The sequence below is a fragment of the Litorivita sp. NS0012-18 genome, from assembly GCF_040371945.1.
In the GTDB taxonomy this organism is placed as follows: Bacteria; Pseudomonadota; Alphaproteobacteria; order Rhodobacterales; family Rhodobacteraceae; genus Litorivita.
This window is the reverse complement of sequence record NZ_BAABWS010000001.1, coordinates 1,286,502-1,311,391: the sequence shown is the minus strand read 5'-3', so window position 1 is coordinate 1,311,391 and position 24,890 is coordinate 1,286,502. Positions and strand designations below refer to the sequence as shown.

Here is a 24,890-nt window from a genome sequence, read left to right as displayed (position 1 = left end):
CTTAATTTTTCCCTAACAGATTCGATCTCTTCGGGTCACCCCTAAATTGCCCTTTGGGGATAAGTTTTCCCGTCCTACGGGATCGGTTTTGAGCGGTCACGGGGAATATTCTTTTGGTTTTTCCCGCAGTTGCAGGGCGGCAACGGCCGATTGGCGGGCGGCGCGGCGCGGGCGGGGGCGAAAACCCCTCTGGACCCGAATGAGCGGCGCGATTACACAACATACATGAGTGACATGATTGACGACCCCAAGATGAACCCCGCCACCGGCGTCGAGAGCCTGCGCCGTGCGATTGGCGATCGCTATCTGACCTATGCGCTGAGCACGATTATGCACCGCGCGCTGCCCGATGCGCGCGACGGGCTCAAACCCGTGCACCGGCGGATTTTGTTTGCGATGCGTGAGTTGCGGCTGGCCTCGAACGGGGGGTTTCGTAAATCGGCGAAAATCTCCGGCGATGTGATGGGCAATTACCACCCGCATGGCGATATGGCGATTTACGATGCGATGGCGCGTCTGGCCCAAGATTTCAACGTGCGCTATCCGCTTGTGGACGGGCAGGGGAACTTCGGCAATATCGACGGCGATAACCCTGCGGCGAGCCGCTATACCGAAGCGCGGATGACGGCGGTGGCCGAGGCGCTGCTCGAAGGGCTCAACGAGAATGCGGTCGATTTCCGCGACAATTACGACGGCACGCTGCGCGAACCTGTGGTGTTGCCCGCGACCTTCCCCAACCTTCTGGCCAATGGCGCCTCGGGGATCGCGGTGGGCATGGCGACGAATATCCCGCCCCATAACATTGCCGAGCTTTGCGATGCCTGTTTGCATCTGATCAAAGTGCCCGAGGCGCGCGACGATACGCTTTTGAACTTCGTGCCTGGTCCTGATTTTCCCACCGGCGGCGTCATCGTCGAGCCGCGCGAGAATATCGCGCAAGCCTATGCCACGGGGCGCGGCAGCTTCCGGTTGCGGTGCAAATGGCAGGTCGAGGACCTTGGCCGCGGGCAATGGCAGATCGTGATCACCGAAATTCCCTATCAGGTGCAAAAGAGCAAGCTGATCGAGAAGATCGCCGAGGTGATCCAGACCAAGAAAGTGCCGATCCTCGCCGATGTGCGCGACGAGAGCGCCGATGACATCCGGCTGGTTCTGGAGCCGAAAAGCAAGAATGTCGAGCCAGAGGTCTTGATGAATATGATGTATCGCAACTCCGATCTGGAGGTGCGGTTCTCGATGAATATGAACGTGCTGATCGACGGGCTGACGCCCAAGGTCTGCTCGATGAAAGAGGTGCTGCGGGCGTTTCTGGACCACCGCCGCGAGGTGCTGCAGCGCCGCTCCGAGCACCGGCTCGAAAAGATCGACCATAGGCTCGAAGTGCTCGAAGGCTTTATCATCGCCTTTCTCAACCTCGACCGTGTGATCGACATCATCCGTTATGACGATGACCCCAAATCCGCCCTGATGGCCGAGGAATGGGGCAAGGAGCATGTGCGCGCGATTGACGAGAAATCCTATGTCTCGCCCCTGCCCGCCAGCGGCGAAGGCGAATTGACCGAGGTGCAGGTCGAGGCGATCCTCAACATGCGCCTGCGCAGCTTGCGCCGTCTCGAAGAGATGGAATTGGTCAATGAACGCAACGCTTTGATGGAAGAGCGCGCGGGGCTTGAGGACCTGCTTGAGCGGCCCGAACTGCAATGGGACGCGATCGCGGCGCAGCTCAAGGAGACCAAAAAGAAATTCGGCAAGGATTACGCGGGCGGCGCGCGGCGCACCCAGTTCGCCGAAGCGGGCGAGGTCGAAGAGGTGCCGCTCGAGGCGATGATCGACCGCGAGCCGGTGACGGTCGTGTGCTCGAAAATGGGCTGGATCCGCGCCATGTCGGGCCATATCGACCTGACGCGCGAATTGAAATTCAAGGATGGCGACGAGGGCCGGTTTATCTTCCACGCCGAGACCACCGACCGGATTTTGATCTTTGCCAGCAACGGGCGCTTCTACACCATCGGGGCCTCGCTCTTGCCTGGCGGGCGCGGGATGGGCGAGCCGGTGCGGCTGATCGTCGATCTGCCCAATGAGGCGGAAATCGTCGATCTGTTCATCTACCGCGAGGGGGTCAAAATGCTGCTGGCCTCTTCGGCGGGCGACGGGTTTGTGGTGCCTTCGGCGGAGCTTTTGGCGCAAACGCGGACCGGCAAACAGGTGCTCAACGTGCGCGGCGATGTGCGCGCGCAGGTCTGCCGCGAGGCCAAGGGCGATCATGTCGCCGTGGTCGGCGAGAACCGCAAGGTTCTGGTCTTCCCGATTGCCGAATTGCCCGAAATGGCGCGCGGCAAGGGCGTGCGGCTGCAAAAATACAAGGACGGCGGATTGTCCGATGCGACCACCTTCGAGATGGAGGCGGGGCTGAGCTGGCTTGATCCGGCGGGGCGCACGCGCACCGAAACCGCGCTTGACGAATGGACCGGCAAACGCGCCACGGCGGGCCGCATGGCCCCGCGCGGTTTCCCGAGGGACAATAAATTCACCTCCTAAGCGCCGCGCTCAAGGCGTCATATGGGACCAAGCAAAACGGGCGGCCTTCGCGGGCCGCCTTTTTCTTTGCGCCGCATGGAACGCGCTGCTCGTTTGGCGCGGCATGTTTCGCGCCGAAGGCGATGCGCCGTGCGGGTGCCCTTACGCTATCGCGTTGCTGCGGGCGCGGGATCTGGCGCGGGGGCGGGATCGGCGTCGGGCAGGGGCGTGGCGGTGAGCCATACGCCGCCCTCGGGCCGCAGGGTCAGGATCATCACCGGATCGGGGGTTTTGCCCGCCACGGCGGCAAACTCGAACCGCGCCAGTTGCGTGGCCAGAATGATCACCGCCTCTTGCAAGGCGAAAGAGGCGCCGATGCAGATGCGCGGCCCGTCGCCAAAGGGCAGATAGGCAAAGCGCGGCGCGGGGCTGCCGCCTTCGAACCGCTCGGGGATAAAGGCGTCGGGCGCCTCCCACAACAAGCGGTTTCGGTGCAGCGCATAGACCGGAATGGTGATCGTATCGCCCGCATGGATCGCCCGCTCGCAGAGGGTGTCGCGCTTTTGCGCGGTGCGCGCCAACAGCGCCGCAGGCGGGTAAAGGCGCAAGGTCTCGTCGATGATCTGGCGGATATAGGGCAGGCGGGCAAGGTCATCCGCGCAGGCGGCGCGGGCGCGGCTGCCCGATCCCAAAACCGCCGCCGCCTCGGCGCGCGCCTTGGCTTGGCGCGCCGGATCGAAGGCCATGAGGTAGAGCGCCCAAGCAAGGGTCAGCGCCGTGGTCTCGTGCCCCGCGACGATAAAGGTCAGCAGGTTATCGCGCAATTCGGCGTCATTCATGGCGCGGCCGGTGTCGGGATCGCTGCCCGCCAGCAGCAGGTCGAGCAGGTCGGGAATGGCGCTGGCCCCGCGCGCGCGCCGCTCGCGGATCGCCGCATCGGCCATGCTTTGGGTCTTGCGCAGGATCTTGCGGCTCATCAGGCGGGCAGGGCGCGGCACCCAAGTCGGCACGCCGATCACATCGAGAAACGAGACCCGCGCGGCCTCGTCGATGTAATTGTTGATGGCGCGGTTGATCTCGTCGCGCGAAAACCCCTCGCCGCCCGAAAAGGTCACATCCGAGATCACGTCGAATGTGGCGCGGGCCATTTCTTGCGCCATGTCCACGGCGCGTTTGCCCTGATTGGATTGCTGGCGGATACGGGCCGAGGTGGCATCGGCGACGGCGCTCATCACGGGGGCGAGGGCGTGGATGTTGCGATGCGAAAACGCGGGGGCGGCGGCGCGTCTTTGCCATCGCCAATGGGCGCCCTCGGCGACGAAAAGGCTCTCGCCGATGGCGGGGCGCAGCAGGTTTTTGGTCACATCCGATTTGGGATAGGCGGGGGCCTCGGCCACAAGCACATGGCGCAGCGCGGCAGGGTCCATGACCATATGCCAACGGCGCCCCATTTTGCCGCTGACCATCGGTTGGGTGGTGGCGATTTCGGGGATGATCAAAAGGATGTTTTTGCGCGCCGCATTGACGGTTTGCAAAATGCCCATGGGCTGGGTCACCAGTGGCACTTTGACCGGCAGGCGCGCCGCCGCCGGATCGGGCGCAGCGGACAGGGCGGACGCAAGGGCCCGTGATTTGGCAGGGTCGGTGGCAAGATCAGCGGCAAGATCGGCGTCGGACATCGTCAGGGCCTCCTTGCCGCAGATGGTAGACCTCGCGCGCGTCAATGCAAGCTTTGCCTGCGTGCGCGCCGCCCGATCACGGCGCATCACAGCGCCGCGCGCGGCCATCTGCTCCATTGCGCGCGCGGGCGCGCTGCGTTAGCTATGGTCTGCCCAAAGAAGAGAAGCCCATGACCCGACTGATTTATGCCGCCTGCGCCTTTGCTTTGCTCGCCCTCGGGGCCTGCACCGACGCCAGCGATTTGCACTCCAGCCGCGAGGATTTGGGCAATTTCGCCTTGGGTCATAACGTTGTGGTCGCGCCGCATCTGGTGAAAGGTCCGCTGTCGCGCGACATGGATGACGCCACATGGATCAAGACGGTGGAGAAGGATATCGAGGCGCGTCTGGGCCGCTATTCGGGCTCCAAACTCTATCACATCGGGGTCAGCCTCGACGGCTACGTTCTCGCCGCGCCAGGTGTGCCTTTGGTGTTCTCGCCCAAATCGGTTTTGATCATCAATGTCACCGCTTGGGACGATGCGGCGGGCAGGAAGCTCAATGAAGAGCCCAAGCAGTTGACCGTTTTTGAAGGCGGCGGCGGGGCGACGATCCTTGGCTCGGGCCTGACGCAATCCAAGGAGCAGCAGCTGGCCAATCTGAGCCGCAACGCCGCGAAGATGATCGAGATCTGGCTCGAGCGCCAGCACCGCGAGCAAGGCTGGTTCAAGGAGACGCCCGCGCAAAAGGCCGAGCGTCTGGCCGCCGAGGCCGCCGATCCGGTGGTGAAAGCCAAACCGGTCAAAGCCGAGGCAAAAGAGGCGGCACCCGCGGATGAGAGTGAGGCGCCCGCGCCGTCCGAACCTGCCAATACCGCCAAACCCGCCAGCGCCGCCGCCCCGAACGCCGCGCCCGCGCCTGCCGCCGCAGCGCAAGACAGCACCGCACAGACAGTGGCCGCAGCGCCTGCCGCCGGTTCTGCGCCCATGGCGCCGGTGATCGAAGGCGAGCCTGTCGCGCCGATGACATGGGCCGAGCGCCGCGCCGCGCGCAAAGCCGCGCGCGAGGCCGAAGCCGCCGCTCAGGCTGCAGCAGAGTAAAAACCGGCGCGCATTTGCCTTAACGCATTGAAATTATGTGCGCCTTCGGGCCGCCTTGGATGGGCGCGATGGCCCGCCGCGCGGCGCGCGGGACTGCGCGCGTGCAGTCCTGCCATGGCATCGCATCGCTTTGACGCGCCCGAATTGATCTGCAATTGATCTGCAATCGGGCGGATCGACAACTGTGGCTTGATTTTCCCGCCCAAAGCCAATAAATGGCCCGCGGAGTAACCCGATGGGCAATTGCCCGAAATATGACTTATGGGCCTTTGCCCCCCAACTTACGAGGCGCCTCGATATGGCTAAGGAAAAGTTTGAGCGTAATAAACCGCACGTTAACATCGGCACGATCGGCCACGTTGACCACGGTAAAACCACGCTGACGGCAGCGATCACCAAATATTTTGGTGACTTCAAAGCCTATGATCAGATTGACGGCGCGCCCGAAGAGAAAGCCCGCGGGATCACGATCTCGACGGCGCACGTCGAATACGAGACCGAAAACCGCCACTATGCGCACGTCGATTGCCCCGGCCACGCGGACTATGTGAAGAACATGATCACCGGTGCGGCGCAGATGGACGGCGCGATCTTGGTTGTGAACGCGGCCGATGGCCCGATGCCCCAGACGCGCGAGCACATCTTGCTTGGCCGTCAGGTCGGCATCCCGACCATGGTTGTTTACATGAACAAAGTGGATCAGGTTGACGACGACGAGCTGCTCGAGCTGGTTGAAATGGAAATCCGCGAATTGCTGTCGTCCTACGACTACCCTGGCGACGATATTCCGGTCATCCCCGGTTCGGCTCTGGCCGCTTTGGAAGGCCGCGACAATGCGATCGGCGAAGATTCGATCCGCAAGCTGATGGACGCTGTCGACAGCTGGATCCCGACGCCTGCACGTGCGGTGGACCAGCCCTTCTTGATGCCGATCGAAGACGTGTTCTCGATCTCGGGCCGCGGCACGGTTGTGACCGGCCGTGTCGAGCGCGGTGTGATCAACGTGGGCGACGAGATCGAAATCGTCGGTATCCGCGACACGTCGAAAACCACTTGCACGGGCGTTGAAATGTTCCGCAAGCTGCTCGACCGCGGTGAAGCGGGCGACAACATCGGCGCCTTGCTGCGCGGTGTGGACCGTGAAGGCGTCGAGCGTGGTCAGGTTCTGTGTAAGCCGGGTTCTGTGACCCCGCACACCAAGTTCGAGGCCGAGGCTTATATCCTCACCAAGGACGAGGGTGGCCGTCACACGCCGTTCTTCGCGAACTACCGTCCGCAGTTCTACTTCCGCACGACCGACGTGACCGGCACCGTGACGCTGCCCGAGGGCACCGAGATGGTGATGCCTGGCGATAACCTGAAGTTCGAAGTCGAACTGATCGCCCCGATCGCCATGGAAGACGGCTTGCGCTTCGCCATCCGCGAAGGCGGCCGCACCGTCGGCGCCGGCGTCGTGTCGAAAATCATCGCGTAAGCGGTGATTTGACGCGCTGGCAACGGCGAGTGAAAGATGCATTTAAGGGCTGCCCTCGGGCGGCCCTTTTTCTATTGGCCGCTTCTATTTCCCGCGCGTGATCGGGCGGGGAAATATGCGGGTATTGCGGTATTTTGCGCGGCGCGGCGTCAGGGTAGCTTGCGGCGCAAACATCATTGAGGAGCAAGCCCGTGACAAAAACACTCTGGCGCTTTGGGCGGATGGCCTTGACCATCTTGGCGGCCGTGGGGGCGCATGGCGCGCAGGCCGACGCATGGAGCGAGCGCAAGTGCTTCTATTACGAGGCGGCGGTTGGTGATGCCTTGGCCGCGCTCGGGCGTGAGGGGCTGCGGGCCGAGTTTTTGGCGCAAAACGATGCGTTTATTGCCGCGGGCTGTGTGAAGACCCATGCGATTTGCCCCGCGACGCCGCAGGAGGGCAGGCTGGTCGATATGCTCACGATGATGACGATGAATGAGGGGATGGCGAGCACTTTTGTGCCCTTTGGCTGCCGCGGCGGGTGAGCCGTGCGGGGCGCTTGTCTGCGTGAGGGGGCGCGGGGTGCTGCCTCTTGCGGCGGCGCGCGCCGCAGCCTACCGTTGCCTCTATGACAAACCCGATCAAATATGCCTACCGCCTTGATATTGCAGGTGCGGATCAATTGACCGAACGCGAGGCCATCGCGCTGTTGCATGATGATGCTTTGGCTTGGGTGCATCTGGACGGCACCCATCCGCAGGCGCGCCCATGGATCGAGGAGCATCTCGCCTATCTTGATCCGCATGCGATTTCGGCGCTTCTGGCCGAGGAAACCCGCCCGCGCGCGACGCGGATCGGCGAGGGGTTCTTGGTGATTTTGCGCGGGGTCAATCTCAACGAGGGGGCCGAGGCCGAGGATATGGTCTCGGTGCGGGCCTGGGTGGATGCGCATCGGATCGTGACGGTGTCGCGCCGTCGGATGCGGGCGATCGAAGATCTGATCGAGATGCTGCGCGGCGGCACGGTGATGAACGCGGGTGGGTTTTTGGCGCTTTTGGCCGAGCGTCTGGCGGTGCGGATCGACGGATTTGGCCGCGAGTTGGACGATTTTTCCGACACGCTCGAAGCCGAGGTGGCGGGCACGCCCGAGGCCTCGCTGCGGCGCAGGCTTGTCGATCACCGGCTGCGCTCGATCACCTTTCGCCGCTATGTCGCGCCGCAACGCGATGCTCTGGAGGCTTTGGCGATGTCCGAGGGCGGCGGCCCCATTGGCCCCGAGGACCGGCGCCGTTTGCAAGAGACCCACGACCGTATGACGCGGATGATCGAAGACCTCGACGCGATGCGCGAGCGGCTGACGGTCCTTCGCGAGGAGCTGGCAGGGCAGCTGTCTGACCGGCTCAACCGCAATATGTATCTGATCTCGATTATTTCGGCGGTGTTTTTGCCGCTGGGTTTTTTGACCGGCCTCTTCGGGGTCAATGTCGGCGGCATGCCAGGGGTCGAGGCGCCTTTGGCCTTTTGGTGGCTGTGCGGCGGTATGGGGGCGATTTTCGCGGTGCAGATCGCGCTTTTGCTGCGGCTGCGCTGGGTGTGAGTTGATATTTTTGCGCGGTCGTGGCACGATATGTCTCGCCGATGATGGAGGGCGCGATGAACAGCAAATGAACCTTGTTTGATTTTTCTTTATCACAGGAGTTCAGATTATGGCTGATTTGTCTTTGGACGCGCGCGCGCGTCATCCGATCACCCTGCCGGACGGGCAGGTCTATCCCAATACGGTTTGGCTGGATGCGGTGATCGACCATCCCAATATCGAGGTCGGTGCCTATAGCTATTACAACGATTTCGGCGCGGTCGAGGATTACGCCGCGCGGCTGGCGCCCTATTTGCACAAAGGCGCGCCCGAGCGTTTGCGCATTGGCCGGTTTTGCCAGATTGCCAATGGCGCGCGGTTCATCACCTCTTCGGCGGACCATCCAAAGAGGTGGTTCACCGCCTTTCCCTTTGCGGTGTTTGATGCGGCGCAGATGCCCTATTTCGCGCAGGAATTTGCCAAAGGGGGCGATACGGTGATCGGCCATGACGTGTGGATCGGCGATGGGGCGACGATTTTGCCCCAGGTGACGGTGGGCAATGGCGCCATCATCGGCGCGCGGGCGGTGGTGGCGCGCGATGTGCCCGCCTATGCGGTGGTCGCGGGCAATCCGGCGCGCGTGGTGCGGCGCAGGTTCGCCCCCGAGATCATCGCCTTGCTGGAGGCATTGGCATGGTGGGATTTGCCGCTGGAGACGATTGGCGCGCTGATGCCGGTCCTGACCTCGGCGCAGGTGGAGCCGTTGAAAAACGCGGTGCTTGAGCATCGTGGCGCAGGCGCAATGCCGCCGCCGTTTGATAATGGTAAAAATCCGTCTGAAACCGCTTGATCTCAACGCGCGCATGGCGTAATCCCGCCCTCGGTCTTAGGGGTATAGCTCAGCTGGTAGAGCGACGGTCTCCAAAACCGTAGGTCCCGGGTTCGAACCCTGGTGCCCCTGCCAAGACCCTTTTGCGGCGGTGATCAAATCCGCCGCGCCCTAATCCAGCCTTGAAATTGCTGCACGGCCCTCGTATGTCGGGCCTTGAAACGCAAAAAGAGATCGATCACATGGCCCGCACCAATCCGCTTCAGTTCATCAATCAGGTTCGCGCCGAGACCGCGAAAGTGGTTTGGCCCACGCGCCGCGAGGTGCTTTTGACCACGGGGATGGTGTTCGTGATGGCGGCGCTGACGGCGGTGTTCTTTGCGGTGGTCGATATTTTGATCCGCCAAGGTCTGACGGGGCTGTTGTCGCTGTTCGGTTGATCGCAGATCGCTGATCGCTACGGGATTTATCAAGACGCGCCCTTTGGGGCGCGTTTTGCGTTGCGGGCAGGCGCGAGGGGGCAGGGGCGAAGGGGCAGGGGCAGCGACGCACGGCGCAGCAACAAAATCGTAACCTTTGCCATTTGCGCGCCAAAGCTGTCGGCGCGCCATCGGCGGATTTGAGCGCATGAAAATGCGCCCTTGGGCCTTGAATTTTTGGGGTGCGCGATGTAGATCGCAAGTCTGATCAGGAAATGGCGTGTGGCGATTCGGGCCCCACGCCGATTTTTTGTTTCGGCGGCAAACAATTAAACGTTTGCAAAATATGAAGAATTTCCCCGATCCGCGGGCCTTATGGGCGCAGGGTCGGGCGCAAAAAATGGGACTTGGGTCAAGATGGCGAAACGTTGGTATTCTGTGAGCGTTCTCTCGAACTTCGAGAAAAAGATCGCCGAGCAGATCAAAACTTCCGCGCTTGAGAACGGTCTTGAGGACGAGATCGACGAAGTTCTGGTGCCCACCGAAGAGGTGATCGAAGTGCGCCGCGGCAAGAAGGTGACCTCCGAGCGTCGCTTTATGCCCGGTTATGTTCTGGTCCATATGGAAATGTCGGATGCGGGCTATCACCTGATCAACTCGATCAACCGCGTCACCGGTTTCTTGGGCCCGCAAGGCCGCCCGATGCCGATGCGCGATGCCGAGGTCAATGCGATCTTGAACCGTGTTCAGGAAGGCGAAGAAAGCCCGCGCACCCTGATCAACTTCGAGATCGGCGAAAAGGTTAAGGTCAACGATGGCCCGTTCGAGGATTTCGACGGCATGGTTGAAGAAGTCGATGAAGAGAACAATCGCCTCAAGGTGATGGTCTCGATTTTTGGCCGCGAGACGCCGGTCGAATTGGAATTCACACAGGTCACCAAACAGGCCTGATGTGTCGCCGTGGGAGGCAGCCGCATCGCGATGCGGCGGGCCGGACCACACAACTGAGAGCGGAAGGGGCGCGCCCCTGATGCGTTGGAATGAAGGAGAGGCCTCATGGCCAAGAAACTCGTCGGCACGATGAAGCTGCAAGTGCCCGCCGGTCAAGCGAACCCGTCCCCGCCCGTGGGTCCGGCGCTCGGTCAGCGCGGTATCAACATCATGGAATTCTGCAAGGCGTTCAACGCCAAGACGCAGGAAATGGAGCCGGGTGCACCCTGCCCGACCGTGATTTCGTATTACCAAGACAAATCGTTCACGATGGACATCAAGACGCCCCCTGCGTCTTATTTCCTGAAAAAAGCGGCAAAGGTTAAGTCGGGCGCGAAATTGCCAGGCAAGGAAACCGTCGCAACCGTGACCGCGGCTCAGGTGCGTGAAATCGCCGAAGCCAAGATGAAAGATCTGAACGCCAATGACGTTGACGCGGCGATGCTGATCATCATGGGCTCGGCCCGTTCTATGGGCATTGAGGTGAAGTAATGGCTAAGGTTGGAAAACGTTTTAGCGCCGCGCGCGAAGCTTTCGCAGGCAAAGAGGCTCTCTCGGTTGCAGAGGCTGTTGCTCTGGTCAAAGGTTCGGCTTCGGCCAAATTCGACGAGACCGTCGAAATCGCAATGAACCTTGGTGTCGATCCGCGCCACGCCGACCAAATGGTCCGCGGCGTTGTCGGTCTGCCCAATGGCACCGGTAAAACCGTTCGCGTTGCAGTCTTTGCACGCGGCGCGAAGGCCGATGAAGCCCAAGCGGCAGGGGCCGATATCGTTGGCGCCGAGGACCTGATGGAAATCGTCCAAGGCGGCAAGATCGAGTTTGACCGTTGCATCGCAACCCCCGACATGATGCCGATCGTTGGCCGTCTGGGTAAGGTGCTTGGCCCGCGCAACCTGATGCCGAACCCCAAGGTTGGCACCGTGACCATGGACGTCGCAGACGCCGTGAAAGCGGCCAAAGGCGGCGAAGTGCAGTTCAAGGCCGAGAAAGCCGGTGTTGTGCACGCGGGCGTTGGCAAAGTCTCGTTTGACGAAGCCAAGCTGGTTGAAAACATCCAAGCCTTCATCGACGCCGTGGCCAAGGCCAAGCCGTCGGGCGCCAAAGGTGCCTATATGAAGTCGATCGCTTTGAGCTCCACCATGGGCCCGGGCGTGACCATCGACGTGGCAAAAGCCACCGAGTAAAGAATTCAAGCGGCGTGCCTTCGGGGGCGCCGCGCGAATGGCGGGGCCGCTTTGGCCCTGTCCTGTCCGAGACGGAGGGTGCGGCGCAACCGCGTGGCATAAGTCCTTCCTGAGATGGGAAACGAGACAATTTCCGAAGGGCTTAGACCTTCGGGCGATATTGGCCTCGGGACCCTGAAATTGGACCCGATTGTCAGGGAAACCTGACGTAACTGAGCCGGGGGGAGACCCCCAAATTTGGAGTAAAACTGTGGATAGAGCCCAGAAAGAGAAAGTGGTCGAGGAACTCGGCCAAATCTTTGAAAGCTCTGGCGTTGTAGTGGTTGCCCACTACGCGGGTCTCACGGTTGCTGAAATGCAGGATCTTCGGGCACGCGCAAGCGAAGCCGGTGGAGCCGTACGCGTTGCCAAGAACAAGCTCGCCAAAATCGCCCTTGAGGGTAAGCCCTGCGCTTCGGTTGCAGAGTACCTTTCGGGCATGACCGTTTTGACCTATTCCGAGGACCCCGTGGCAGCAGCCAAGGTCGCCGAGGACTTCGCCAAAGGCAACGACAAGTTCGTTATCCTTGGCGGTGCAATGGGTGAAAACGCTCTGGACCGTGCCGGTGTTAAAGCCGTGTCGTCCATGCCGTCGCGTGAGGAGCTTATTGCTTCGATCGTTGGCTGCATCGGCGCACCTGCTTCGAACATCGCGGGGGCCATTGGCGCGCCTGCTTCGAACATCGCGGGTATTTTGTCCACGATCGAGGACAAGGCCGCGGCCTAAGCAATCTGAAATTCGCGTGGTGGCATAAGCCGCACGTTGGAACACACTTTAGAAAAACGGAAAGAGTCTAAAATGGCTGATCTGAAAAAACTTGCTGAAGAGATCGTTGGTCTGACGCTTCTCGAAGCCCAAGAACTGAAAACCATCCTCAAAGACGAGTATGGCATCGAGCCCGCCGCCGGCGGCGCAGTGATGATGGCTGGCCCTGCGGATGCAGGCGGCGCGGCTGCTGAAGAGCAGACCGAATTCAACGTGATCCTGGTTTCGGCCGGCGCGTCGAAAATCAACGTCATCAAAGAAGTCCGCGGCATCACCGGTCTGGGCCTCAAAGAAGCAAAAGAGCTGGTCGAAGCTGGCGGCAAAGCCGTCAAAGAAGGCGTCGACAAAGCCGAAGCAGAAGACATCAAAGCCAAGCTCGAAGCAGCTGGCGCCGAAGTCGAGCTCAAGTAATTGCGTCCGGCGTAAGCCGGAGCACCAAATGCAGGCTGGGTCCGATGGTTTTCGGGCCCAGCCGAACCTGTCTTAGAAAGGGCTTTCACGGCAATGCCGCAAAGCGTTTTCTCAGGTGAGGTTCACCGATCGGGAGGCTGTCCTTGGGAAGATGGCCATGAATTGATCAGAACTTAACCGTCTCGAAAGGGCGAGATGCCGGTGCCCAACGGTATCTTCGTCCCATGAGAAACTGAAAGGTGACATCGACCATGGCTCAATCCTTCCTTGGCCAGAAACGTTTGCGTAAATATTATGGCAAAATCCGCGAAGTGCTGGAAATGCCCAACCTGATCGAGGTGCAAAAAAGCTCCTATGATCTCTTCTTGAATTCCGGCGACGCGCCCCAGCCCACCGATGGTGAAGGCATCATGGGCGTGTTCCAATCGGTCTTTCCGATCAAGGATTTCAACGAGACCTCGATCCTCGAGTTCGTGAAATACGAGCTGGAAAAGCCGAAATACGACGTCGAAGAGTGCATGCAGCGCGACATGACCTATAGCGCGCCGCTCAAGGTCACCCTGCGTCTGATCGTGTTTGATGTCGATGAGGACACCGGCAACAAGTCGGTCAAGGACATCAAGGAACAAGATGTCTTTATGGGCGATATGCCCTTGATGACCCCGAACGGCACTTTTGTGGTGAACGGCACCGAGCGCGTGATCGTCTCGCAGATGCACCGCTCGCCTGGTGTGTTCTTTGACCACGACAAGGGCAAAACCCACAGCTCGGGTAAGCTGCTTTTTGCCTGCCGCATCATTCCCTATCGCGGCTCGTGGCTCGATTTCGAATTCGACGCCAAAGACATCGTGTTCTGCCGGATCGACCGTCGCCGCAAATTGCCGGTGACCACGCTGCTCTATGCGCTCGGTCTCGACCAAGAAGCGATCATGGACGCCTATTACGACACCGTCGATTACACGCTGGACAAGGGCAAGGGCTGGGTCACCAAGTTCTTCCCCGAGCGCGTGCGCGGCACCCGTCCGACCTATGATCTGGTCGATGCGGCCACCGGTGAAGTGATCGCCGAAGCGGGCAAGAAAATCACCCCGCGCGCGGTCAAGAAATTGATCGACGAGGGCAAGGTGCAAAACCTGCTGGTGCCTTACGAGCATATCGTTGGCAAATTCGTCGCCAAGGATATCATCAACGAAGAAAACGGCGCGATCTATGTCGAAGCGGGCGATGAGCTGACGCTGGAATATGACAAGGACGGCACGTTGATCGGCGGCACCGTGAAGGAGCTTGTCGATGCGGGTGTGACCGAGATCCCCGTTCTCGATATCGATAACATCAATGTCGGCGCCTATATGCGCAACACGATGGCGATGGATAAAAACATGGGCCGCGACACCGCGCTTATGGATATCTACCGCGTCATGCGTCCGGGCGAGCCGCCCACCGTCGAGGCCGCGTCGAACCTGTTCGACACGCTGTTCTTCGATTCCGAGCGCTATGACCTCTCGGCCGTTGGCCGCGTGAAAATGAACATGCGCCTTGCGCTGGACGCCGAAGACACACAGCGCACCCTGCGCCGTGAGGATATCGTCGCCTGTATCAAGGCTCTGGTCGAATTGCGCGACGGCAAGGGCGACATCGACGACATCGACCACCTCGGCAACCGCCGTGTCCGTTCGGTCGGTGAATTGATGGAAAACCAATACCGTGTTGGCCTTTTGCGCATGGAGCGCGCGATCAAGGAGCGTATGTCCTCGGTCGAGATCGACACCGTCATGCCGCAAGACCTGATCAACGCCAAACCTGCCGCGGCTGCCGTGCGCGAGTTCTTCGGCTCGTCGCAATTGTCGCAGTTCATGGACCAGACCAACCCCCTGTCGGAAGTGACGCACAAGCGCCGCCTCTCGGCGCTCGGGCCGGGCGGTTTGACCCGCGAACGTGCCGGTTTCGAGGTGCGTGACGTTCACGCCACCCACTATGGCCGCATGTGCCCGATTGAAACGCCCGAAGGGCCGAACATCGGTCTGATCAACTCGCTTGCGACCTTCGCACGGGTGAACAAATACGGCTTTATCGAAACACCTTATCGCACCGTCAAAGACGGCAAGGTGACCGATGAAGTGCATTATATGTCCGCCACCGAAGAGCAGCGCCACACCGTGGCGCAGGCCAACGCCAACCTCGACGAGGAGGGCAAGTTCATCAATGATCTGGTCTCCACCCGTCAGTCGGGCGAATATATGCTCGCGCCCAACGAAAGCGTGGACCTGATCGACGTCAGCCCCAAACAGTTGGTTTCGGTCGCGGCGTCCTTGATCCCCTTCCTTGAAAACGATGACGCCAACCGTGCTCTTATGGGCTCGAACATGATGCGTCAGGCGGTTCCGCTGTTGCGGGCCGAGGCGCCGCTGGTCGGCACCGGTATCGAGGAAATCGTGGCCCGCGATTCCGGCGCTGCGATCATGGCGAAACGCGGTGGTATCATCGACCAAGTCGATGCGCAGCGTATCGTGATCCGCGCCACCGAGGACCTCGAATTGGGCGATGCGGGTGTGGATATCTACCGCATGCGCAAGTTCCAGCGTTCGAACCAGAACACCTGCATCAACCAGCGTCCGCTGGTGAAAGTGGGCGATATGGTCACCAAAGGCGAAGTGATTGCCGATGGCCCCTCCACCGATATCGGTGAATTGGCCTTGGGTAAAAACGTGGTCGTCGCCTTTATGCCTTGGAACGGCTACAACTACGAAGACTCGATCCTGATCTCCGAGCGGATCGCCCGTGATGACGTGTTTACCTCGATCCATATCGAGGAATTCGAGGTCGCCGCGCGTGATACGAAGCTCGGGCCGGAAGAGATCACCCGCGACATCCCCAACGTCGGCGAGGAAGCCCTGCGCAACCTCGATGAGGCGGGCATCGTCTATATCGGTGCGGATGTGGAGCCGGGCGATATTCTGGTCGGGAAAATCACCCCCAAAGGCGAAAGCCCGATGACACCGGAAGAAAAGCTTTTGCGTGCCATCTTCGGCGAGAAAGCCTCGGACGTGCGCGATACATCGCTGCGTGTGAAACCGGGTGATTTCGGGACGGTTGTCGAAGTGCGCGTCTTTAACCGCCACGGCGTGGAAAAAGACGAACGTGCCTTGCAGATCGAGCGTGAAGAGGTCGAACGTCTGGCCCGTGACCGCGACGACGAATTGGCCATTCTGGACCGCAACATCTATGCGCGCCTCAAGGATTTGATGCTGGGTAAAACCGCCGTCAAAGGCCCCAAAGGCGTCAAGTCGAACTCGGAAATCACCGAAGATCTGCTCGGCATGCTGAGCCGCGGTCAATGGTGGCAACTGGCGCTCGAAGACGAGAAAGATGCACAGATTGTCGAGGCTCTGAACGAGCAATACGAGATCCAGAAACGTGCATTGGACGCGCGGTTCGAGGATAAGGTCGAGAAAGTGCGCCGCGGCGACGACCTGCCTCCGGGTGTGATGAAAATGGTCAAAGTGTTCATCGCGGTGAAGCGCAAGCTGCAACCGGGTGACAAAATGGCCGGTCGTCACGGCAACAAAGGTGTGATTTCGCGCGTTGTTCCGATGGAAGACATGCCGTTCCTTGCCGATGGCACGCCGGTTGATTTCTGTTTGAACCCCTTGGGCGTTCCGTCGCGTATGAACGTCGGTCAGATCCTTGAGACGCATACCGGTTGGGCCGCGCGCGCGCTCGGTGTGAAGATCGACGAGGCGCTGCAAGGCTATCGCCGCTCCGGCGATCTGTCGCCGGTCAAAGAGGCGATGCGCATTGCTTATGGCGATGACGTTTACGCCGAAGGCATCGAAGGCATGAGCGACGACCAATTGGTCGAAGCGGCAGGCAATGTGACCGGCGGTGTGCCGATTGCAACGCCGGTTTTCGATGGCGCCAAAGAGGCCGATGTGAACGACGCGCTGACGCGTGCCGGTTTCGACACCTCGGGCCAATCGGTTCTGTTTGACGGTCGCACGGGCGAGCAATTCTCGCGCAAAGTGACCGTGGGTATGAAATACCTGCTCAAACTGCACCACTTGGTGGACGACAAAATCCACGCGCGTTCGACCGGTCCTTACTCGCTTGTCACACAGCAGCCGCTGGGTGGTAAGGCGCAGTTCGGTGGTCAGCGTTTCGGGGAGATGGAAGTCTGGGCGCTCGAAGCTTACGGCGCGGCCTATACGCTTCAGGAGATGCTCACCGTCAAGTCGGATGACGTGGCGGGCCGGACCAAGGTCTATGAAAGCATCGTCAAAGGCGAAGACAACTTTGAAGCGGGCGTGCCCGAGAGCTTTAACGTGCTCGTCAAAGAAGTCCGCGGCCTTGGCCTGAACATGGAACTCCTGGATGCGGAGGAGGACGAATAAGGGCCTCGGCCTTTATTCCCTTCCCCCCTTCCGCAACCAATTTGAGGACATCAAAATGAACCAGGAACTGACAAACAACCCGTTCAACCCCGTCGCGCCGATCAAGACGTTTGACGAGATCAAAGTCTCGCTGGCCTCGCCGGAGCGGATTCTCTCGTGGTCTTATGGCGAGATCAAAAAGCCCGAGACCATCAACTACCGCACGTTCAAACCCGAGCGTGACGGCCTGTTCTGTGCGCGTATCTTTGGCCCGATCAAGGATTACGAATGCCTGTGCGGCAAATATAAGCGCATGAAATATCGCGGCGTTGTCTGCGAGAAATGCGGCGTCGAAGTGACGCTGCAAAAGGTGCGCCGCGAGCGTATGGGCCATATCGAACTGGCCTCGCCCGTTGCCCATATCTGGTTCCTCAAATCGCTGCCCAGCCGGATCGGCCTCATGCTCGACATGACGCTGCGCGATCTGGAACGCGTGCTCTATTTCGAAAACTACGTTGTGATCGAACCGGGTCTGACCGACCTGCAATACGGTCAGATGATGACCGAAGAAGAGTATATGGACGCCCAAGATGCCTATGGCATGGATGCGTTTACCGCCAATATCGGCGCCGAAGCGATCCGCGAAATGCTGGCGGCGATCGATCTGGAGCAAGAGGCCGAAACCCTGCGCGCCGATCTCAAAGAGGCGACAGGCGAGCTGAAGCCCAAGAAGATCATCAAGCGTTTGAAGGTTGTCGAAAGCTTCCTCGAATCGGGCAACCGCCCCGAGTGGATGGTTCTGACCGTGATCCCCGTGATCCCGCCGGAATTGCGCCCTCTGGTGCCGCTTGATGGTGGCCGTTTCGCGACGTCGGATCTCAACGATCTCTATCGCCGCGTGATCAACCGGAACAACCGTTTGAAGCGTCTGATCGAATTGCGCGCGCCCGATATCATCGTGCGCAACGAAAAGCGGATGTTGCAAGAATCCGTCGATGCCTTGTTCGACAACGGCCGCCGTGGCCGCGTGATCACCGGTGCCAACAAGCGCCCGCTGAAATCGCTGTCGGATATGCTCAAGGGCAAACAGGGCCGTTTCCGCCAGAACCTTTTGGGCAAACGCGTCGACTTCTCGGGTCGTTCGGTGATTGTGACGGGCCCCGAGCTCAAGCTGCACCAATGCGGTTTGCCCAAGAAGATGGCGCTCGAACTGTTCAAACCGTTCATCTATTCGCGGCTGGAGGCCAAGGGCCTGTCGAGCACCGTGAAGCAAGCCAAGAAGCTGGTCGAAAAAGAGCGTCCCGAAGTGTGGGATATCTTGGATGAGGTGATCCGCGAACATCCCGTCATGCTCAACCGTGCGCCGACGCTTCACCGCCTTGGCATTCAGGCCTTCGAACCCGTCTTGATCGAAGGTAAGGCGATCCAGCTTCACCCGCTGGTCTGCTCGGCCTTTAACGCCGACTTTGACGGTGACCAGATGGCCGTTCACGTGCCGCTCTCGCTCGAAGCACAGCTTGAAGCGCGCGTCTTGATGATGTCGACGAACAACGTTCTGTCGCCTGCAAACGGCGCGCCGATCATCGTTCCGTCGCAGGATATGATCTTGGGCCTTTATTACACCACGATCATGCGGACCGGCATGAAGGGCGAAGGCATGGTCTTCTCCTCGATCGACGAGGTGCAATATGCGCTTGATACCGGTGCGGTTCACCTGCACTCGAAGATCACCGCGCGTATTCCGCAGATCGACGAAGAGGGCAACGAGGTGATGGTGCGGTTCGAAACCACACCGGGCCGTGTGCGTTTGGGCGCGCTTTTGCCGCTCAACGCCAAGGCGCCGTTCGAATTGGTCAACCGTCTGCTGCGTAAGAAAGAAGTGCAGCAGATCATTGATACGGTCTATCGCTATTGCGGACAAAAAGAGTCCGTCATCTTCTGTGACCAGATCATGACCATGGGCTTCCGCGAAGCCTTCAAGGCCGGTATTTCCTTTGGTAAGGACGACATGGTCGTGCCCGATACCAAATGGCCGATCGTTGACGAGACCCGCGATCAGGTGAAGGATTTCGAGCAACAATATATGGACGGTCTGATCACTCAGGGCGAGAAATATAACAAAGTTGTCGATGCTTGGTCGAAGTGTAACGACAAGGTCACCGAAGCGATGATGACCACCATCTCGTCGGTCAAACAGGACGAGAATGGCGCCGAAATGGAGCCGAACTCGGTTTACATGATGGCCCACTCCGGTGCGCGTGGCTCGGTCACCCAGATGAAACAGCTCGGCGGGATGCGCGGCCTGATGGCCAAGCCGAACGGCGACATCATCGAAACGCCGATCATCTCGAACTTTAAAGAGGGCCTGACGGTTCTGGAATACTTCAACTCGACCCACGGTGCCCGTAAGGGTCTGTCGGATACGGCGTTGAAGACTGCGAACTCCGGTTACCTGACCCGCCGTTTGGTCGACGTGGCGCAGGACTGCATCGTGCGCGAGCGTGATTGCGGAACCGAGCGCTGTGTGACCGCAGAGCCTGCCGTCAATGACGGTGAGGTGGTCGCCTCCATCGGCGAGCGTATCTTGGGCCGCGTTGCGGCAGAGGATATCTGCAAGCCCGGGACCGACGAAGTGCTGTGCACCCGCGGCACATTGATCGACGAACGTATGGCCGACACGATCGAAGAAGCCGCCGTTCTGACCTGCAAAATCCGCAGCCCGCTGACGTGCGAGGCCGAAGACGGCGTTTGCGCCACTTGCTACGGGCGTGACCTTGCGCGCGGCACGATGGTGAACACCGGCGAAGCCGTGGGCATTATCGCGGCGCAATCGATTGGTGAGCCGGGCACACAGCTGACGATGCGGACCTTCCACATCGGCGGCGTTGCCCAAGGTGGCCAGCAGTCGTTCCAAGAAGCCGGTCAGGAAGGCAAGATCGAGTTTGAAAACCCGCAGGTTCTGGAAAATGCCAATGGCGAGATCCTCGTCATGGGCCGGAACATGAAACTGCGGATTTTGGGCGATGCGGGCGAAGAGCGCGCCAGCCACAAGCTCGGTTACGGGACCAAACTCATGGTCAAAGAGGGCGACAAGGTTGCCCGCGGCGACAAGCTTTATGAGTGGGATCCCTACACTTTGCCGATCATCGCAGAGAAAGCCGGTACGGCGAAATTCGTCGATCTGACCGTGGGTATCGCCCTGCGGGACGAGACCGATGACGCGACAGGTATGAGCCAGAAGATCGTGATGGATTGGCGCGCGGCCCCCAAGGGCAACGAGCTCAAGCCCGAGATCATTATCATGGATGCGGACGGCGAGCCGGTGCGCAATGACGCGGGCAACCCCGTCACCTACCCGATGTCGGTCGATGCCATTCTTTCGGTCGAAGACGGCCAAGAGATCAAAATGGGCGACGTCGTTGCGCGTATTCCGCGCGAGGGCGCCAAGACCAAGGACATCACTGGTGGTCTGCCGCGTGTGGCCGAACTCTTTGAGGCGCGCCGTCCCAAGGACCACGCGATCATCGCCGAAATCGATGGTTACGTGCGCTTTGGCCGCGACTACAAGAACAAGCGCCGCATTTCGATCGAGCCGGCGGATGACAGCCTCGAAGCCGTGGAATACATGGTGCCGAAGGGCAAGCACATCCCCGTGCAGGAAGGCGATTTCGTCCAGAAGGGTGATTACATCATGGATGGCAACCCTGCCCCCCATGACATCCTCTCGATCATGGGCGTCGAGGCCTTGGCCGAGTATATGATCGACGAGGTGCAGGATGTTTACCGTCTGCAAGGTGTGAAGATCAACGATAAGCATATCGAAGTGATCGTGCGCCAGATGCTGCAAAAATGGGAAATCCAAGACAGCGGCGAGACGACTTTGCTCAAGGGCGAAAACGTCGATAAGGCGGAGTTCGACGAGGCCAATGCCAAAGCCGTGTCCAAAGGCGGGCGTCCGGCGACCGGCGAGCCGATCCTTTTGGGGATCACCAAGGCGTCGCTGCAAACCCGTTCGTTCATCTCGGCGGCTTCGTTCCAAGAGACCACGCGGGTTCTGACCGAGGCTTCGGTGCAGGGCAAGCGCGACAAGCTGGTCGGTCTCAAAGAGAACGTCATCGTGGGTCGTTTGATCCCTGCGGGCACGGGCGGTGCGACACAGCGCGTGCGCCATATCGCGCAAACCCGCGATAACGTCGTGCTCGAAGCGCGCCGTGAGGAGGCCGAAGCGGCCGCCGCACTCGCCGCGCCGATGGCCGATGATATCGTTGGCGGAGATGATTTCGACACGCTCGTCGAAACCCCCGAAAGCCGCGATTGATCGCAGGCCTTGATGGTTTGAATAGGAAAGGCCCCGCTTTGGCGGGGCCTTTTGCTTTGGGGCGGGGCCTTTGCCGCTGCCCTTTGCTTTTGGTCATCGGTCCTTCGCTTCGCGCGCGCGGGGGAGCCTTTGCCGTGCAAAGTCGCGCGGGCTCTTTCCACGGCGGGGATTTCGGATATAGCGTGGGCAAGATATCAAACATTCAAGATGAGGCCGGTCGATGAGCGACAACCTGCGCGGCGCGCTGTTTATGATGCTGGCCATGGTCGGCTTTACCGTGTCGGACAGTTTGATGAAGCAACTGACCGTGGATTTGCCGCTCTCGCAGGTGATTTTGCTGCGCGGGACGGTGACCACGGCGCTGACGCTGGCCTTGGCATGGCGGATGGGGGCGCTGCGCATGGCCTTGCCGCGCAGCGAATGGGGCCTCGTCTTCTGGCGCGTGGTGGGCGAGATCGGCGCGGCCTATTTCTTCCTCACGGCGCTCAAACATATGCCCTTGGCGAATGTGACGGCGGTGTTGCAAAGCCTGCCGTTGACGGTGACCTTGGCGGCGGCGCTGCTGTTTCGCGAACCGGTGGGTTGGCGGCGGATGGGCGCGATTTTGGCGGGCTTCATCGGTGTGGTGCTGATCTTGCAACCGGGGCCGGAGGGGTTCTCGGTCTATTCGGCCTATTCGCTCATTGCGGTGGCGTTCGTCACCCTGCGCGATCTGTGCACGCGGCGTTTGTCGCGCGAGACCCCGTCGCTTTTGGTCACGGCGATCACGGCGGTGTCGGTGACAGCGGCGTTTGGATTGGTGTCCATCGGGGTGGAATGGCGCGCGGTGAGCGCGGTGCAAGGCGCGCAGCTGGCCGCATCGGGCAGTTTCATTTTCGTCGGATATCTGTGCGCGATCTCGGCCATGCGCAGCGGCGACGTCGCCTTTGTCGCGCCGTTTCGCTATACCTCGCTGGTCTGGGCCTTGGTGCTGGGCTGGGCGGTGTTTGGCGATTGGCCAAGCGCGGTGACCTTGCTGGGCGCGGCGATTGTCGCGGGCAGCGGGCTTTATACGCTTTATCGCGAGCGGCAGGTGCGGCTTCGCGGCGCGCGCGCGCGCAGCGGCGCGGCGGGGCGGGGCCTATAGGGCGCTGTCCTCGACGGGCGGCACATCGCGAAACAAGCGGCGGATCTCATCGGCGTCGATGGCGAAGGTCTGTTTGAAATGTGCCTCTTGCTCGGCGCTCAGCGGGGCCATTTCCATCGGGCGTTTGCCCATGCGGCTGTCGTTGAAGGTGTTGTGGCTGCGCACATACATGTCCGATCCGCCCATGATCACGCAGGGCATGAAGCGTTGCAGGCGGCTGTGGGAGAAATTCATCACCGTCAGCGGCACCTCGGGTTTGATCATCAATGCCAGCGCGGCGGTCATGAAACGGGCGCGCGAGGGGGCGGCCTCGATCCCGTTCATCGAAGGGCGCGCAAGGAAGCCTTGGTTGAAATCGATGGCGATATGGCGCTCGTCGCGCAGCAGTTTGTGATGCTCGCGGGCGGCATAGCGCAGGGCCTCGATATAAGAGAGGGACACGGCGTCGTCATCGTCGAGGCGAAATTGCAAGCTTGGCTCGGCGCTGGGGATGCGGACCGAGTTGATCGCCTGTTGCATGACGTCGCGGTGACGGCCCGGGGCGTGGGATTGGATCACCACCTGCGCGATGTCGCGGGTCAGCGCGTCGAGGCGGGCGCGGTAGGGCGCGGGCAGATCGTCGCCGATGACGATCAAAAAGGTAAAGTCGGGATCGGTTTGCGCGCGCAGGGCGGGCAGGGTGAAGCCTTCGAAGAGGGCAAAGCGTTCTTCCATACGCGCAGGGGCATAGAGAAAGGCGCGGCGCTGCTCGATGCTGTCGTGTTCGATCTGGAACCCGCCAAGGGCAGGGTAGGAAAAGCGGCACAGGCCGATCACTTGCATAGCGGTCCTCGCGGGGCTGGTTTGGCGGGACTATGGCATTTTGGCGCAGGGATCGGCAAGCCGCGGGTGGCGCGGATTTGGCGGGGTCGGGAGCCTCCGGCGGGGATATTTGCAGAACCTGCAAAGCGGGGGGAATATCGGGCAAATCCGCTCTTGGGGCACAGGGCGTGATGCCGCGTTGAGGATGTGTTGACACGGGGTGCGACTCCCCCTATACGCCCCCTCATCCGGCACTGGGGTAACTCCGAGCCGATATCAAAACTTAAGTGGTCAAGATCCAAGCAACTATCGCTTCGATCCTCTGTTAACCCACCGCGTCGTTCACCTCGGAATGGGAACGATAGCGGTTTTTGCGCTATGTGGCGACATGTTGCGTGATTGAGATTCATCCGCCTTTGGCTCCGGCCATCGGCAGCAAAGTGTAGGAAACGGGGAAAACGCCCAATGCCAACGATCCAACAGCTGATCCGCAAACCGCGCCAGCCTAAAGTGAAACGTTCGAAGTCGATGCACCTTGAGCAATGCCCGCAAAAGCGCGGCGTTTGCACACGTGTGTATACCACCACACCGAAAAAGCCGAACTCGGCGATGCGTAAAGTTGCCAAAGTGCGCTTGACCAACGGGTTCGAGGTTATCTCGTATATCCCTGGTGAGAGCCACAACCTTCAGGAGCACTCTGTGGTTCTGATCCGCGGCGGCCGTGTCAAAGACCTTCCGGGTGTCCGTTACCACATTCTGCGTGGTGTTTTGGATACCCAAGGCGTCAAAGACCGTAAACAACGTCGTTCGAAATACGGCGCCAAGCGTCCGAAGTAAGGAGAGACTGGTATGTCCCGTCGTCACGCCGCTGAGAAGCGCGAAGTATTGCCCGACGCCAAATATGGCGATCGCATCCTGACCAAATTCATGAACAACCTCATGATCGATGGTAAAAAATCTGCCGCTGAGCGGATCGTTTACAACGCATTGGGTCGGGTCGAAGACAAGATCAAACGCGCACCGATCGAAGTGTTCCACGAAGCGCTTGAGAACATCAAACCTTCCGTCGAAGTGCGTTCGCGCCGCGTCGGTGGTGCGACCTATCAGGTGCCGGTCGAGGTTCGCCCCGAGCGCCGCGAAGCGCTTGCGATCCGTTGGCTCATCAAAGCCAGCCGCGCCCGCAACGAAAACACCATGGAAGAGCGTCTTGCTGGCGAGCTTCTGGACGCGGTGAACAGCCGTGGCAGCGCCGTTAAAAAGCGCGAAGACACCCACAAGATGGCCGACGCCAACAAAGCGTTCAGCCACTACCGCTGGTAATTCAAATCTCTTA

The 24,890-nt window shown here is 60.4% G+C and carries 19 protein-coding genes and 1 tRNA gene; 18 read left to right on the top strand and 2 right to left on the bottom strand.

Annotated features, from left to right (window positions below; all coding sequences use genetic code 11):
• The first annotated feature begins 225 nt into the window (after positions 1 to 225).
• Positions 226 to 2,538, top strand: a complete 2,313-nt coding sequence (locus ABWV64_RS06335) for a DNA topoisomerase IV subunit A (RefSeq protein ID WP_353343413.1) — start codon at positions 226 to 228, stop codon at positions 2,536 to 2,538.
• 146 nt (positions 2,539 to 2,684) lie between these two features.
• Here ABWV64_RS06335 and ABWV64_RS06330 read toward each other — a convergent pair whose 3' ends face one another.
• Positions 2,685 to 4,061, bottom strand: a complete 1,377-nt coding sequence (locus tag ABWV64_RS06330) for a cytochrome P450 (protein WP_353344542.1) — start codon at positions 4,059 to 4,061, stop codon at positions 2,685 to 2,687.
• Between the two features lie 305 nt (positions 4,062 to 4,366).
• Between ABWV64_RS06330 and ABWV64_RS06325 the strand changes: the two genes are divergently transcribed.
• The 15 genes from ABWV64_RS06325 (at position 4,367) to ABWV64_RS06255 (ending at position 22,756) form a co-directional block, all read left to right on the top strand.
• Positions 4,367 to 5,275: a hypothetical protein gene (locus ABWV64_RS06325; protein WP_353343412.1), complete on the top strand. Its 909-nt coding sequence runs from the start codon at positions 4,367 to 4,369 to the stop codon at positions 5,273 to 5,275.
• A 298-nt stretch (positions 5,276 to 5,573) separates the two neighbouring features.
• A complete protein-coding gene (gene tuf / locus ABWV64_RS06320) occupies positions 5,574 to 6,749 on the top strand; it encodes an elongation factor Tu (RefSeq protein ID WP_353343397.1) in 1,176 nt (391 codons plus the stop codon).
• 191 nt (positions 6,750 to 6,940) lie between these two features.
• Positions 6,941 to 7,273: a hypothetical protein gene (locus tag ABWV64_RS06315; protein ID WP_353343411.1), complete on the top strand. Its 333-nt coding sequence runs from the start codon at positions 6,941 to 6,943 to the stop codon at positions 7,271 to 7,273.
• A gap of 83 nt (positions 7,274 to 7,356) precedes the next feature.
• Entirely contained in the window at positions 7,357 to 8,325 is a 969-nt protein-coding gene (locus ABWV64_RS06310) for a zinc transporter ZntB (RefSeq protein WP_353343410.1), read from the top strand.
• 109 nt (positions 8,326 to 8,434) lie between these two features.
• Positions 8,435 to 9,154 (top strand): CatB-related O-acetyltransferase, encoded by a 720-nt coding sequence (locus tag ABWV64_RS06305; protein ID WP_353343409.1) that lies wholly within the window; start codon positions 8,435 to 8,437, stop codon positions 9,152 to 9,154.
• Positions 9,155 to 9,192: 38 nt separating this feature from the next.
• A tRNA-Trp gene (locus tag ABWV64_RS06300) sits at positions 9,193 to 9,268 on the top strand.
• 107 nt (positions 9,269 to 9,375) lie between these two features.
• Positions 9,376 to 9,573 carry a preprotein translocase subunit SecE gene (secE, locus tag ABWV64_RS06295; protein ID WP_353344540.1) on the top strand — a complete coding sequence of 66 codons (198 nt, stop codon included), beginning with the start codon at positions 9,376 to 9,378 and terminating at the stop codon, positions 9,571 to 9,573.
• A 396-nt stretch (positions 9,574 to 9,969) separates the two neighbouring features.
• Positions 9,970 to 10,503 (top strand): transcription termination/antitermination protein NusG, encoded by a 534-nt coding sequence (gene nusG / locus ABWV64_RS06290; protein ID WP_353343408.1) that lies wholly within the window; start codon positions 9,970 to 9,972, stop codon positions 10,501 to 10,503.
• Between the two features lie 105 nt (positions 10,504 to 10,608).
• Positions 10,609 to 11,034 (top strand): 50S ribosomal protein L11, encoded by a 426-nt coding sequence (rplK, locus tag ABWV64_RS06285; RefSeq protein ID WP_353343407.1) that lies wholly within the window; start codon positions 10,609 to 10,611, stop codon positions 11,032 to 11,034.
• Complete coding sequence (gene rplA, locus ABWV64_RS06280; protein WP_353343406.1) at positions 11,034 to 11,729, top strand: 50S ribosomal protein L1; 696 nt, start codon at positions 11,034 to 11,036, stop codon at positions 11,727 to 11,729. Before rplK ends, rplA begins: the two co-directional genes overlap by 1 nt.
• Before the next feature lie 250 nt (positions 11,730 to 11,979).
• Positions 11,980 to 12,495, top strand: a complete 516-nt coding sequence (gene rplJ / locus ABWV64_RS06275) for a 50S ribosomal protein L10 (protein ID WP_353343405.1) — start codon at positions 11,980 to 11,982, stop codon at positions 12,493 to 12,495.
• A gap of 72 nt (positions 12,496 to 12,567) precedes the next feature.
• Positions 12,568 to 12,945 (top strand): 50S ribosomal protein L7/L12, encoded by a 378-nt coding sequence (rplL, locus tag ABWV64_RS06270; protein WP_353343404.1) that lies wholly within the window; start codon positions 12,568 to 12,570, stop codon positions 12,943 to 12,945.
• 251 nt (positions 12,946 to 13,196) lie between these two features.
• Positions 13,197 to 17,333, top strand: a complete 4,137-nt coding sequence (gene rpoB, locus ABWV64_RS06265; protein ID WP_353343403.1) for a DNA-directed RNA polymerase subunit beta — start codon at positions 13,197 to 13,199, stop codon at positions 17,331 to 17,333.
• A gap of 55 nt (positions 17,334 to 17,388) precedes the next feature.
• Positions 17,389 to 21,630 carry a DNA-directed RNA polymerase subunit beta' gene (gene rpoC, locus ABWV64_RS06260; RefSeq protein ID WP_353343402.1) on the top strand — a complete coding sequence of 1,414 codons (4,242 nt, stop codon included), beginning with the start codon at positions 17,389 to 17,391 and terminating at the stop codon, positions 21,628 to 21,630.
• A 220-nt stretch (positions 21,631 to 21,850) separates the two neighbouring features.
• A complete protein-coding gene (locus ABWV64_RS06255) occupies positions 21,851 to 22,756 on the top strand; it encodes a DMT family transporter (protein WP_353343401.1) in 906 nt (301 codons plus the stop codon).
• On the opposite strand, the gene ABWV64_RS06250 is transcribed toward ABWV64_RS06255, so the two are convergent.
• Entirely contained in the window at positions 22,751 to 23,578 is an 828-nt protein-coding gene (locus ABWV64_RS06250; protein WP_353343400.1) for a putative rhamnosyl transferase, read from the bottom strand. The two genes, ABWV64_RS06255 and ABWV64_RS06250, sit on opposite strands and share 6 nt — an antisense overlap.
• Before the next feature lie 444 nt (positions 23,579 to 24,022).
• On the opposite strand from ABWV64_RS06250, the gene rpsL reads away from it, so the two are divergent.
• Positions 24,023 to 24,394, top strand: a complete 372-nt coding sequence (gene rpsL / locus ABWV64_RS06245) for a 30S ribosomal protein S12 (RefSeq protein WP_005621086.1) — start codon at positions 24,023 to 24,025, stop codon at positions 24,392 to 24,394.
• A 12-nt stretch (positions 24,395 to 24,406) separates the two neighbouring features.
• Entirely contained in the window at positions 24,407 to 24,877 is a 471-nt protein-coding gene (gene rpsG, locus ABWV64_RS06240) for a 30S ribosomal protein S7 (RefSeq protein ID WP_353343399.1), read from the top strand.
• Positions 24,878 to 24,890: the final 13 nt, after the last annotated feature.

Coding starts and splice junctions, on each gene's coding strand:
- ABWV64_RS06335 (WP_353343413.1), top strand. CDS start 226: ATGAGTGACATGATTGACGACCCCAAGATGAACCCCGCCACCGGCGTC.
- ABWV64_RS06330 (WP_353344542.1), bottom strand. CDS start 4,061: ATGGGCATTTTGCAAACCGTCAATGCGGCGCGCAAAAACATCCTTTTG.
- ABWV64_RS06325 (WP_353343412.1), top strand. CDS start 4,367: ATGACCCGACTGATTTATGCCGCCTGCGCCTTTGCTTTGCTCGCCCTC.
- tuf (WP_353343397.1), top strand. CDS start 5,574: ATGGCTAAGGAAAAGTTTGAGCGTAATAAACCGCACGTTAACATCGGC.
- ABWV64_RS06310 (WP_353343410.1), top strand. CDS start 7,357: ATGACAAACCCGATCAAATATGCCTACCGCCTTGATATTGCAGGTGCG.
- ABWV64_RS06305 (WP_353343409.1), top strand. CDS start 8,435: ATGGCTGATTTGTCTTTGGACGCGCGCGCGCGTCATCCGATCACCCTG.
- secE (WP_353344540.1), top strand. CDS start 9,376: ATGGCCCGCACCAATCCGCTTCAGTTCATCAATCAGGTTCGCGCCGAG.
- nusG (WP_353343408.1), top strand. CDS start 9,970: ATGGCGAAACGTTGGTATTCTGTGAGCGTTCTCTCGAACTTCGAGAAA.
- rplK (WP_353343407.1), top strand. CDS start 10,609: ATGGCCAAGAAACTCGTCGGCACGATGAAGCTGCAAGTGCCCGCCGGT.
- rplA (WP_353343406.1), top strand. CDS start 11,034: ATGGCTAAGGTTGGAAAACGTTTTAGCGCCGCGCGCGAAGCTTTCGCA.
- rplL (WP_353343404.1), top strand. CDS start 12,568: ATGGCTGATCTGAAAAAACTTGCTGAAGAGATCGTTGGTCTGACGCTT.
- rpoB (WP_353343403.1), top strand. CDS start 13,197: ATGGCTCAATCCTTCCTTGGCCAGAAACGTTTGCGTAAATATTATGGC.
- rpoC (WP_353343402.1), top strand. CDS start 17,389: ATGAACCAGGAACTGACAAACAACCCGTTCAACCCCGTCGCGCCGATC.
- ABWV64_RS06255 (WP_353343401.1), top strand. CDS start 21,851: ATGAGCGACAACCTGCGCGGCGCGCTGTTTATGATGCTGGCCATGGTC.
- ABWV64_RS06250 (WP_353343400.1), bottom strand. CDS start 23,578: ATGCAAGTGATCGGCCTGTGCCGCTTTTCCTACCCTGCCCTTGGCGGG.
- rpsL (WP_005621086.1), top strand. CDS start 24,023: ATGCCAACGATCCAACAGCTGATCCGCAAACCGCGCCAGCCTAAAGTG.
- rpsG (WP_353343399.1), top strand. CDS start 24,407: ATGTCCCGTCGTCACGCCGCTGAGAAGCGCGAAGTATTGCCCGACGCC.